The sequence below is a fragment of the Streptosporangium nondiastaticum genome (assembly GCF_003011965.1).
Taxonomy (GTDB): domain Bacteria; phylum Actinomycetota; class Actinomycetes; order Streptomycetales; family Streptomycetaceae; genus Streptomyces; species Streptomyces nondiastaticus.
Genome location: NZ_PXWG01000180.1, coordinates 1 through 11,791 on the forward strand (window position 1 = coordinate 1; position 11,791 = coordinate 11,791).

Annotated in this window: 8 protein-coding genes; all 8 read left to right on the forward strand. The window is 73.2% G+C overall.

Annotated elements, in window-relative coordinates; translation table 11 throughout:
- Window positions 1-155 precede the first annotated feature (155 nt).
- Window positions 156-2,690, forward strand: a complete 2,535-nt coding sequence (locus tag B7P34_RS32765) for an FtsX-like permease family protein (RefSeq protein WP_106681810.1) — start codon at window positions 156-158, stop codon at window positions 2,688-2,690.
- 69 nt (window positions 2,691-2,759) lie between these two features.
- Window positions 2,760-4,577: an ABC-F family ATP-binding cassette domain-containing protein gene (locus B7P34_RS32770; RefSeq protein WP_106681811.1), complete on the forward strand. Its 1,818-nt coding sequence runs from the start codon at window positions 2,760-2,762 to the stop codon at window positions 4,575-4,577.
- A gap of 449 nt (window positions 4,578-5,026) precedes the next feature.
- Window positions 5,027-6,919 (forward strand): PQQ-binding-like beta-propeller repeat protein, encoded by a 1,893-nt coding sequence (locus B7P34_RS36965; RefSeq protein ID WP_146166997.1) that lies wholly within the window; start codon window positions 5,027-5,029, stop codon window positions 6,917-6,919.
- Window positions 6,920-7,224: 305 nt separating this feature from the next.
- Window positions 7,225-7,920, forward strand: a complete 696-nt coding sequence (locus tag B7P34_RS32780) for a response regulator transcription factor (RefSeq protein WP_106681812.1) — start codon at window positions 7,225-7,227, stop codon at window positions 7,918-7,920.
- Window positions 7,921-8,001: 81 nt separating this feature from the next.
- Complete coding sequence (galT, locus tag B7P34_RS32785; protein WP_106681813.1) at window positions 8,002-9,054, forward strand: galactose-1-phosphate uridylyltransferase; 1,053 nt, start codon at window positions 8,002-8,004, stop codon at window positions 9,052-9,054.
- Complete coding sequence (gene galE, locus B7P34_RS32790; protein ID WP_106681814.1) at window positions 9,051-10,025, forward strand: UDP-glucose 4-epimerase GalE; 975 nt, start codon at window positions 9,051-9,053, stop codon at window positions 10,023-10,025. The genes galT and galE overlap by 4 nt, the downstream gene beginning before the upstream one ends.
- The gene (galK, locus tag B7P34_RS32795) at window positions 10,022-11,191 is read left to right on the forward strand and encodes a galactokinase (RefSeq protein WP_106681815.1); all 1,170 of its coding nucleotides are present in this window, start codon (window positions 10,022-10,024) and stop codon (window positions 11,189-11,191) included. The genes galE and galK overlap by 4 nt, the downstream gene beginning before the upstream one ends.
- A 333-nt stretch (window positions 11,192-11,524) precedes the next feature.
- A partial coding sequence (locus B7P34_RS32800; RefSeq protein WP_223268470.1) for a response regulator occupies window positions 11,525-11,791 on the forward strand: 267 nt, incomplete at its 3' end.

Below are 11,791 nucleotides of genomic sequence, written 5' to 3' on the forward strand. Positions count from 1 at the left end.
GACCCCCACCCCGGAGCCCCCGGCACCCGGCACTGGACCACGTCGCCCAGCCCACCCGGTTCTCCACGGGCGGGCGGGTAGGGCTACCCCCACCCCCAAAGGACCCGCTGTTCCCATGGGGCGGGACGCCCCGCGTCCATAGCGTGAACCCAGTGATGGGCAAACTCGCAGCGCGCTCGCTGCGCTACAGAATCGGCGGCTTTGCCGCCACCTTCCTCGCGCTGTTCATCGGCGCGACGTTGGTCATGGCCTGCGGGGGTCTCATGGAGACCGGTATCCGCAACAACGTGCCGCCGCAGCGCCTCGCAGCGGCGGAGCTGCTCGTCACCGGCGACCGCACCCACGCGGTCGCCACCAGCAAGAAACACAAGAAGAAGACCACGCTGCCCGAGCGGGTGGAGATTCCGGCCGACCTCGTCGACAAGGTGCGGGCCGTGCCCGGCGTCCGGACGGCCACCGGTGAGCGCACCTTCGACGCCGCCGTCCTCGGCGGGGCCGCGGAGACCAAGGTCCAAGCCCACGGCTGGGAGTCCGCCGCTCTCACCCCGTACGCCCTCACCACCGGTAACGCCCCCGCCCGCGGCGAGGTCGTCGTGGACGACGGCACCGCCCGCCGCACAGGCGCCCGCACAGGCGACCGGGTCCGTATCGCCGCGCACGGCGGCTCCGCCAGCTACCGGGTGAGCGGGGTCGCCGCGGCGCAGGGCGTGCCCCAGGCAACCCTCTTCTTCTCCGCGCAGGACGCGGCCCGCCTCTCCGGTCGTCCGGACACCGTCGCCGACATCGCCGTCACTCTCGCCCCCGGCGCGCACGAGGACGCCGTCCGCAAGGGCATCACCGAAGCCCTCGCCGACCAGACGCCCGTCACTCTCCTCTCCGGGGACGACCGGGGTGCCGTAGAGCACCCCGAGGTACTGCAGGGCGGCGACGACCTGGTCGCGCTCTCCGGCGTCGTCGGCGGGCTCGTCATCCTCGTCGCGGCGTTCGTCGTCGCCGGGACCGTCGCCCTGTCGGCGCAGCAGCGCAGCCGTGAACTGGCGCTCCTGCGGGCGATCGGCACGACGACCCGCCAGCTCCGCCGGATGCTGCTCGGGGAGACGCTCATGGTCATGGCGCTGGCGGGCGCCGCGGCGTGGTTCGCCGGGCCCGTCGCAGGCCGGGTCCTCTACGACACCCTCGTGGACAGCGGCATGATCGCGGACACGGTCGTCTTCACTCAGGGCTGGATCCCGGCCCTGCCCGCCTACGGGGCGCTGCTCCTCACCGCCGTCCTCGGCGGCCTGCTCGGCAGTGCGCGGGCGGTGCGCGCGAAGCCCGTCCAGGCACTCGGGGAGGCGGCGGTTCAGGCGCCCGGCCTGCACCCCGTACGGATCGCTGCGGGGCTGCTGTTCCTCGCCGGAACGATCGCCCTCACTCTCGTCACCGCGCTCGTCCTGCGCGGCCCGGTCGCTGCCAGCACCGCAGGCCCGACGGTGATGTGCTGTGCGATCGCGCTCGCCCTCCTCGGCCCTTGGTTCGCCAAAGCCGTCACCCTTCTCCTCCACTGGCCCGTACGGCTCCTCACCGGCCCCGCCGGCCGCCTCGCCGCCCTCAACTGCCGTGCCCGTACGGCCAAGCTGGCCGCCGTCGCCACTCCGGTCATGCTGGCCAGCGCCATCGCCACAGGGAACCTGTACCTGCAGACCACGACGGCCGCCATGGCCGACAAGGCCTTCGCGGACAACCTGCGGGCCGACGCCGTCCTCACCTCCGCCGCGGGCGGCGTGGACCCGGCCCTCCTCGCACACATCCGGACGCTGCCGTCCGTCTCCGCCGCGAGCGCGTACGTGACCAGCGCCGCGCACACCGAGCAGCCGCACGACGGGGACGAGAACAAGAAGGGCCTGCCGCTGCAGGGAGTGAGCGCGGAGGGCGCCGCGCAGACCCTCAACATCACCCCCAGCGCGGGCAGCCTGGACGCCCTGCGGGGCAACGCGGTCGCCCTGCCGGAGGCTGTCGCGCACCGCATGCACCGCACCGTGGGGGACACGATCACCTTGCGGATGGGCGACGGCGAGCGGGCGGACGTACGAGTCGTGGCGCTGTTCAACGGGCGCGAAGGCTTCGACACCGCGCTGACCAGCGCCGAGCTGCTCGCCCCGCACACCACCGCCGGGCTGCCGGCCCAGCTCCTCGTCCGGGCGGCGCCCGGCGCCGGGGACCGGCTGACGGCTGACCTCACCGCGTTCGTGGCGCAGCACCCGGGGCTGAAGGTCACGGACCGGGACGCGCTGATGACCGCGCACGCGCAGGGCAGCCGTACCCAGGCGTCCGTCAACTACCTGATCATCGGGATGCTCGTCGCGTACACGGCACTGTCCGTCGTCAACACGACCGCCGTCGCCGTCGGCAACCGCCGCAAGGAGTTCGCGCTGCAGCGGCTCACGGGGGCGACGCGGGGACAGGTGCTGCGGATGATGACGGTGGAGGGCGGCCTGGTGGCCGTGGTGGGCCTGCTCCTCGGCGGCGTGGCCGCGGCGAGCACGCTCGTGCCGTTCGGCTACGCGCTGGGCGGCGCGGGGACGATCTCCGGGCCGCCGGAGATCGCCGTGACGGTGATCGGCACGGGGCTCGCCCTGACGCTGGCGGCGACCCTGGTCCCCACCTGGTGGGCGCTGCGGTCCCGCCCGGTGGAGGCGGCCCGCGCCTGACCCCGCCCCCGCCGGGCTTTCCGGCAGGCATGGGATCCTGGAAGCCAGGAACCCCACGCAAGGAGCGGCATGGCAGCCAACCTCGTCAATCTGGAAGCCGTCGACAAGGTGTACGGCACCCGTGCACTGCTCGACGGCATCTCCCTCGGCGTGAACGAGGGCGACCGGATCGGTGTGGTCGGCCGCAACGGTGACGGCAAGACCACCCTCATCCGGATCCTCGCCAAGCTGGAGGAGGCGGACAAGGGGCGCGTCACGCACGCCGGCGGTCTGCACCTCGGCGTGCTCACGCAGCACGACTCGCTCGACCCGGCCGCGACCATCCGGCACGAGGTGATCGGCGACCTGGCGGACCACGAGTGGGCGGGCAGCGCGAAGATCCGCGACGTGCTCACGGGCCTCTTCGGCGGGCTCGACCTGCCCGGCTTCGCCGACGGCCTGGACACGGTGATCGGCCCGCTGTCGGGTGGCGAGCGCCGCCGCATCGCGCTCGCCAAGCTGCTGATCGCCGACCAGGACATGATCGTCCTGGACGAGCCCACGAACCACCTCGACGTCGAGGGCATCTCCTGGCTCGCCCGCCACCTGCAGCAGCGCCGCTCCGCGCTGGTCTGCGTCACGCACGACCGCTGGTTCCTGGACCAGGTGTGCACGCGCATGTGGGACGTGCAGCGCGGCGTCGTCCACGAGTACGAGGGCGGCTACAGCGACTACGTCTTCGCGCGCGCCGAGCGCGAGCGCATCGCCGCGACCGAAGAGGCGAAGCGGCAGAACCTGATGCGCAAGGAGCTGGCCTGGCTGCGCCGCGGCGCCCCGGCCCGCACGAGCAAGCCGCGGTTCCGCATCGAGGCCGCGAACGAGCTGATCGCGGACGTGCCGCCGCCGCGCGACAGCGCCGAGCTGATGAAGTTCGCGAGCTCGCGCCTCGGCAAGACCGTGTTCGACCTGGAGAACGTCTCCATCCAGGCCGGGCCCAAGGAGCTCATCAAGCACCTGACGTGGCAGCTCGGCCCGGGCGACCGCATCGGCCTCGTCGGCGTCAACGGCGCGGGCAAGACCTCGCTGCTGCGCGCGCTCGCGGAGGCGGCCGCCACCGAGGGCGAGAAGCAGCCGGCGGGCGGCAAGGTCGTCGTCGGCAAGACCGTCAAGCTGGCCTACCTCTCGCAGGAGGTCGGCGAACTCGACCCGGCCAAGCGGGTGCTGGAGGCCGTGCAGCAGGTCCGCGACCGCGTCGACCTCGGCAAGGGCCGCGAGATGACCGCGGGACAGCTGTGCGAGAAGTTCGGCTTCACGAAGGAGAAGCAGTGGACGCCGGTCGGCGACCTGTCCGGCGGTGAGCGCCGCCGGCTGCAGATCCTGCGCCTGCTGATGGACGAGCCCAACGTCCTCTTCCTCGACGAGCCGACGAACGACCTCGACATCGAGACCCTCACCCAGCTGGAGGACCTCCTCGACGGCTGGCCCGGCTCGATGATCGTCATCAGCCACGACCGGTACTTCGTCGAGCGCACCACCGACAAGGTGTACGCGCTGCTCGGCGACCGGGCACTGCGGATGCTGCCGCGCGGCCTGGACGAGTACCTGGAGCGGCGGCAGCGCGTGATCGAGGCCGCCGCGCCCGCCGCGGCTCCGGCCGCGGCCGCCCCGGCGGCGGGTGCGCCGGCGCAGAAGTCCGCCGCGGACGCGCGCGCCGCGAAGAAGGAACTGCAGAAGATCGAGCGCCGCCTGGATCGCATCAGCGAGCAGGAAGCGAAGCTCCACGCGCAGATCGCCGAACAGGCGACCGACTTCGAGGCAGTGGCCAAGCTGGACGCGGAGCTGCGGGAGCTGGCGGGCGAGCGCGACGACTTGGAACTGCGCTGGCTGGAACTGGCGGAGGACGCGTAGCCGTTCCGGCGGATGACGGGGCACGTGCCTGTGCCGGTGCTTCCGGATTCCGCCGGACCCTCGCCGTCGTGGCGATCGGGTGAAGGGGCCGGCCCCTTCACTTCCGCCGCGGCGGCGAGCAGCCACAACGGCGGCATCCGGCGGCGCCGGAACCTCCTGTCGCCGTCGGCAGGTCAAGGACGCGCCTGCGCCCTTGAATCCGCCGCCGCGGTGATCAGCCACAACGGCCGCATCCGGCGGTGCCGGAACCCGCTCAGGTGCGTCCGGCACCGCCGATTACCGCCGTTGTGGCTGATCACCGTCGCGGCGGGGCAAATCGTGGCGAGGCCGCCCGCCAAGGGTGTCCGGCGGCGGCAACAGTCTCGTCACGGGCCGGTATCGACCCGTGTCCCGTCAGTACCGGGTGATAAAAAGAACATCCGCCAGCCCCGCCGCAACGAGGAAAGCTGATGTCAACACCGCCCCCGCCCCAGCCGCCCAACCAGCCGCCGCAGGGCTTCGGGGCACCCAGCCCCTCGTACGGCTATCCGCCGCAGCAGCACGCGCCCACGCAGCCCGCTCAGCCCGCGGTGAGCCCTCCGGCGCCCCAGCCGCCGCAGGCAGCACCGCAGGCTGCCCCGCAGCCGCCGCAGGCAACCCCGCAGGGCCCGCCCGCGCCCCCGCTCGGTCCGCCCGGGCCGCCGCCGGCGGGGCAGCCCGGCTACGGATACCCGCAGACGCCGCCGCCCCCGCCGCCCGCCGCGCCGCAGACCGCGCCTCAGGGCGGTTACGGCTACCCGGGCCCGGGCCAGCAGCCCGCGCAGGGGTACCCGCAGTACAACGCCTACCCGCAGCAGCCCGGCCCGTACGGCGCCCCGGGTCAGTACCCCGGTGCGCCCGGCGGCAACGGCGGCAACGGCGGTGACGCCGCCAAGAAGAAGCGCATGGCGGTCATCGCCGGCTCCGTGGCGGCCGTCCTCGTCCTCGTCGGCGGCGGCGTCTGGTTCGCCACCAGCGGCGGCGACAAGGACGAGACCAACGTCGCCAGCAACGGCCAGACCGGCGGCGGAGGCAACGGCGGCACCAAGGGCGGCGGCGGAGGCGGTGGCGGCAAGCCCAAGACCGTCGACGGCAAGCTCCTGTTCAACGTCGAGCAGGAGAAGGTCGACGACCTCGTCAACATGAACGGCATGTGGGCCACCGACCAGGTCGTCGCCAAGGGCGACGTCTACAAGGTCGTCGGCTACGGCCTGTCCGGCGGCAAGAAGTGGGAGCTCCCGCTCGACGGCGCCATCTGCTGGGCGAGCCCGAAGGCCACCGACGACGGCAAGGCCGTCATCCTCGTCAGCGACGGCAAGCCCAGCGCGGAGAAGAAGTACGGCGGCCCCTGCACCCAGGTCATCGCCTTCGACGTCAACAAGGGCACCAAGCTCTGGCAGAAGACGGCCAAGTCCGGCGACCGCGACGTGACCTTCTCCGAGGTCACCATCGGCGGCGGCACGGTCGCCGCGGGCGGCCTCAGCGGCGGAGCCGCCTGGTCGCTGGCGGACGGCAAGGAGCTGTGGGCCCCGAAGGCCGACGGCGACGACTGCCGCGACGGCGGCTACGGCGGCGGCAGCAAGCTCGTCGCCGTGCGCCGCTGCGGTGACATCGAGCGCGGCATCGTCAAGATCCAGACGCTCGACCCCAAGACGGGCGCCGTGAAGTCCTCGTACCAGATGCCGCCCGGTCTGAGCTGGCCGCACATCGCCTCCACCGAGCCCCTCGTCGTCGCCGTCAACGCCGGCGGCAGCACGGGCAACGGCGCGTCCGACTTCTTCGTCGTCGACGACAGCGCCAAGGACGGCAAGCTGCGCAGCAAGATCTCCACGGACAACGGCAAGTACGAGCCGCGCTGCCCGTCCACCGAGGTCGAGGGCTGCACCAAGCTGTCCATCACCAAGGACACGCTCTACATGCCGACCGCGGACCACTCCTCCGGCGACCCGAACCAGGCCGGCCGGGTCAACGAGATCGTCGCCTTCGACCTGGCCACCGGCCAGACCAAGGGCAAGACGGACGGCACCGCCGGCTCCACCCTGGTGCCCCTCGGCGTGGACCAGGACGGCTACCCGATCGGGTACCAGATCCCGACCTACAACGCCGGCGGCAAGGTGCTGCGCATCGACCCGAAGACGTACAAGGCCGACGTGCTGCTGAAGAACGCTGACGAAACGTCCCGCCCGGAGCGGGAGCTGTCGCCCGACTTCCAGCTGGGCCTGTGGGCCCAGGGCCGGCTCTTCCTCGGCACGAAGTACGCGCACCGCGCCTCTTCGGTCGATCTGGGGAAGCAGTACACGCTGATGGCCTTCGGCGGAAGCTGAGCGGACGGCTGACGCCCGTGTTGACGTCAAATGATCACGGCGTCGTCCGTACAGCGGTTTCCGACCGCTTGGCGCCGTGATCAAGCACAATTGAAGTCGTAACCGTCGTATCCCTGCTCGTCGCGCTGCCGCGCCTGAACGATCCGTTTCAGTCGCGAAGTACACGTGATTGGCAGGGATTTCGGCATTCCGGGGGACTTCTCACCGGTAAGGGGCGCGCAACGTCGAACAAGCGTGTAGCTTCCGGGGTCGAGGGGTCGACAAGGAGACGTAGAGACGTACGCGGGGCGACAGGGGGCAAGCGCATGGGCGTGCGGCTCATGGTGGTCGATGATCACCGACTGCTGGCCGAGGCGCTCGCCTCGGCCCTGAAGCTGCGCGGGCACCGGGTCCTGGCCGCGGCCGCGCCGAGCGCGGGCGCCGCCGATCTGGTGGTGAGCCGCGCACCCGAAGTGTGCCTGCTGGGCACTGCCACACCCGCCGAGCCGGGGGTCTTCGACCCCGTCGTCCGCATCAAGCGGGACCGCCCGCAGGTGGCCGTCGTCGTGCTCGGCCCGGTGCCGAGCCCGCTCGGCATCGCCGCGGCCTTCGCCGCCGGCGCGTCCGGCTACGTGCGGCACAACGAACGGATCGAAGGCGTTGAGCGCGCCATGATGAAGGCGCGGGCGGGGGAGGCGGCGGTCGATCCTCAGCTCCTCCAGGGCGCGTTCACGGAGCTGCTCAACCCCGCGGCCCAGCCCGACGACGAAGGGGCGAGGCTGCTGCAGCTCCTCACCCCGCGGGAGGTCGAGGTCCTCGTCCGGGTCGCCGAGGGGGAGGACACGCGACTGATCGCGGCGGGCATGGGGATAGCGCCGAGCACGGCGCGGACGCATGTGCAGCGGGTGCTGATGAAGCTGGGGGTGGGGTCGCGCTTGGAGGCGGCGGCGCTCGCTGCGCGCACCGGTTTGCTGGACCGCGCGGCGGGGGCGGGCCCGGTGCCGCCACCGAGGGGCCCGTAGCGGTCCTCAATCGCCGGACGGGCTAAAGATTTTCAACGGGGCGGGGTGGGGAGAAAGACCCCCGTGAGCCCACCGCGCCCCGTGAGGAAGACGGCAACCAAGCTCGCCGACGGCCGCGAGCTGATCTACTACGACCTCGACGGCGACGTCATACGCGAGCCCGCGGACGACCCCCGCCCCCTTCCCCCCGTTGCCACCACCACCGAAATCCGCCACGACCCCGTCCTCGGCGACGACGTCGTCATCGCCTCCCACCGCCAGACCCGCACCTTCCTCCCACCCGCGGAAGCGTGCCCCTTGTGCCCCTCAAGTCCCGGCCGCCCCACGGAGATTCCCGCCTCCGACTACGAGGTCGCCGTCTTCGAGAACCGCTTCCCCTCCCTCGCCGGCGAGGCGGCCGGCCGCTGCGAAGTCGTCTGCTTCACCTCCGACCACCACGCCTCCTTCGCCGCCCTCGGCGACGACCGCGCCGCCCTCGTCCTCGCCGCCTGGACCGACCGCACCGCTGAACTCGCCGCGCTGCCCTCCGTGCGGCAGGTGTTCTGCTTCGAGAACCGGGGCGAGGAGATCGGCGTGACCCTCGGCCACCCGCACGGCCAGATCTACGCGTACCCGTTCGTCGCCCCGCGCACCGAGCGCATGCTCGCCTCGGCCGCCGCCCACGCGGCCCGCACGGGCGGGCGCAACCTCTTCGACGACACCGTCGCGGCCGAGCACGAGGACGGCCGCCGCGTCGTCCTCGCCGCCGGGCACTGGACGGCCTTCGTGCCGTACGCCGCCCACTGGCCCTACGAGGTGCACCTCTACCCCCGCCGCCGCGTGCCCGACCTGCTCGCCCTGGACGACGCGGCCCGCACAGAGTTCCCACAGGTGTACCTGGAACTCTTGCGCCGGTTCGACCGGATCTTCGGCACGGACCAGCCGCCCACTCCGTACGTCTCCGCCTGGCACCAGGCGCCGTTCCAGGACCCCCGCAGGGATGAATTCGCGCTCCACCTGGAGCTCTTCACCGTCCGCCGGGCTCCCGGAAAGCTGAAGTTCCTCGCGGGTTCCGAATCCGGCATGAACGTGTTCATCAACGATGTGCCGCCCGAGACCGCGGCGGAGCGACTGCGAGAGGTAGCGAGCGAATGAGCGAGAGCAGCAGGAAGTGCCTGGTCACGGGTGGCGCGGGCTACGTCGGGAGCGTCGTGGCGGCGCATCTGCTGGCCGCCGGGCACGCCGTGACCGTCCTCGACGACCTCTCGACCGGGCACCGGGCCGCCGTCCCCGAGGGCGCGGCCTTCATCCGCGGCCGCGTGCAGGACGCCGGGCAGTGGCTCGACAGCTCCTACGACGCCGTGCTGCACTTCGCGGCCTTCTCGCAGGTCGGCCAGTCCGTCGCCGACCCCGAGCCGTACTGGCGCAACAACGTCGGCGGCACCGCCGACCTGCTGGCCGCCATGCGCGACGCCGGCGTGCGCACCCTCGTCTTCTCCTCCACGGCCGCCACCTACGGCGAACCGGCCGCCGTCCCCATCACCGAGGACGCTCCCACGGCCCCCACCAACCCCTACGGCGCCACCAAGCTCGCCGTCGACCACATGATCGGCGGCGAGTGCGCCGCCCACGGCCTGGCCGCCGTCTCCCTGCGCTACTTCAACGTCGCGGGCGCGTACGGCCGCTACGGCGAGCGGCACGCCCCCGAGACGCACCTGATCCCGCTCGTCCTGCAGGTGGCCCGCGGCGAGCGCGAGGCGATCGCCGTCTACGGCGACGACTACCCGACCCCGGACGGCACCTGCGTCCGCGACTACATCCATGTCGCCGACCTCGCCGAGGCCCACCTCCTCGCGCTCTCCGCCGCACGCGACGGCGAACACCTCATCTGCAACCTGGGCAACGGCAACGGCTTCTCCGTCCACGAGGTCATCGAGACCGTCCGCAAGGTCACCGGTCACCCCGTGCCGCAGACCGCCGCGCCGCGCCGCCCCGGCGACCCGGCCGTCCTCGTGGCCTCCGCCGAACGCGCCCGCGAGACCCTCGGCTGGACCCCGCGCCGCCCGGACCTCGCCGGGATCGTCGCCGACGCCTGGGAGTTCGCGCGCCGCGGGCCCGAACAGTGACCGCGGCGGCGAACGGCGCGGCCGAGGGCTTCGAGCGCTGCTACGGGTACGCCCCCGAAGGCGTCTGGGCCGCGCCCGGCCGCGTCAACCTCATCGGCGAGTACACGGACGTCAACGAAGGCCACGTCCTGCCGATCGCCCTCCCGCACTGCACGCGCGTGGCCGCCGCGGCCCGTACGGACGGCGTGCTGCGGCTGCGCTCGCGCGAGACGCCGGGCGGCGCGGCCGAACTGTCCCCGGCCGCCCTCGCACCCGGCGCCGTGAAGGGCTGGGCCGCCTACCCGGCGGGCGTCGCCTGGGCGCTGCGCGAGGCGGGCCTGCCGGTCGGCGGGGCGGACGTGTACGTGGAGAGCGACGTGCCGGCGGGCGCCGGGCTGTCGTCCTCCGCCGCCCTGGAGGTCGCCACAGCCCTGGCGCTCACCGAGCTGCACGGGGCGGTGTGCGAGCGCCCCGCCCTCGCACGGCTCGCCCAGCGCGCCGAGAACGCCTTCGTGGGCGTCCCCTGCGGCGTCATGGACCAGATGGCCTCCGCCTGCTGCACCGCCGGCCACGCCCTCCACCTCGACACCCGCGGTCTCGCGCTGCGGCAGGTGCCCTTCGACCTGGCCGCCCGAGGGCTGCGGTTGCTCGTCGTGGACACCCGCGTCCGGCACGCCCTGGCGGACGGCGCCTACGCGGCACGGCGGGCGGGCTGCGAGGCGGCGGCGCGGGCCCTGGGCGTACGGGCCCTGCGGGACGTGCCGTACGGGCGGCTGGGGGACGCGCTGGGCGAGCTCGGCGACGTGTCCCTGCGGCCCCTGGTGCGGCACGTCGTGACCGAGGGCGAGCGCGTACGGGAGGTCGTGGCGCTCCTCGCCGCGGGCGAGCCGCGCAAGGCCGGGCCGCTGCTGACCGCCGGGCACGCCTCCCTCCGCGACGACTTCGCCGTCTCCTGCCCGGAGCTCGACCTGGCCGTCGCGGTCGCGAACGAAGCGGGCGCGCTCGGGGCGCGGATGACCGGCGCGGGGTTCGGCGGCTCCGCGCTGGCGCTCGTGGAGGAGGGCGCGGCGGACGCGGTCGGCGAGGCCGTGACGGAGGCCTTCGCGGCGGCCGGGCACCGTCCGCCGCGGGTCTTCGCAGCGGTGGCGGGCGGCGGTGCGCGGCGGGTGCTCCGAGGTGAGGGGTGAACCCGCGCCGGAGGGTCCTCCCCGATCGTGCAGTCGGGCATGGTCAACTTCGCGTCGTTCCACGTCGTTCACTGCCTCAATACTGAACAGAAAGCTCACCATAAACAGGCGGGTCGAGCAGTTTTGCCAATCGGCTTCCGTTGCGGGACCCCCGCCGTACGCTGATGCACAGCGTCGGTGGGGGCCGGCGCTGATCAGGGGGCGAGACAGGCAGGTACGACGCCCGGGGCGGGGTGGATGTCAACAAGTGCGGCGGCGGCCGTGCGGTGTGTGGCGGCCCCGGACCGGGCGCCGTACCCGCACTGACCGCCGCCCGGGAATATGGGGGTGGCAGTGGCACGTATTCGGGTACTGGTGGTCGACGACCACCGCATCTTCGCCGAGTCGCTCGCCGCCGCCCTCGCGGCCGAGCAGGACGTGGAGGTCTCGGCGGCCGGCAGCGGGCCGGCGGCGCTGCGCGCGCTGGAGCGGGCGGCGGCCGAGGGGCGCCGCTTCGATGTGCTGCTGATCGATGCCGATCTCGGCACGGTCGGGCAGGACGGCGGCGGAGTGCCGGGCCAGCTCAGGGGGCCGGCGCCGCACGGCGCGGGCCTCGGGCCC

Excerpts from the sequence above, each read along its gene's own strand:
- B7P34_RS32780 (WP_106681812.1), top strand. The coding sequence starts at position 7,225 with ATGGGCGTGCGGCTCATGGTGGTCGATGATCACCGACTGCTGGCCGAG.
- galE (WP_106681814.1), top strand. The coding sequence starts at position 9,051 with ATGAGCGAGAGCAGCAGGAAGTGCCTGGTCACGGGTGGCGCGGGCTAC.
- B7P34_RS32765 (WP_106681810.1), top strand. The coding sequence starts at position 156 with ATGGGCAAACTCGCAGCGCGCTCGCTGCGCTACAGAATCGGCGGCTTT.
- B7P34_RS32770 (WP_106681811.1), top strand. The coding sequence starts at position 2,760 with ATGGCAGCCAACCTCGTCAATCTGGAAGCCGTCGACAAGGTGTACGGC.
- B7P34_RS36965 (WP_146166997.1), top strand. The coding sequence starts at position 5,027 with ATGTCAACACCGCCCCCGCCCCAGCCGCCCAACCAGCCGCCGCAGGGC.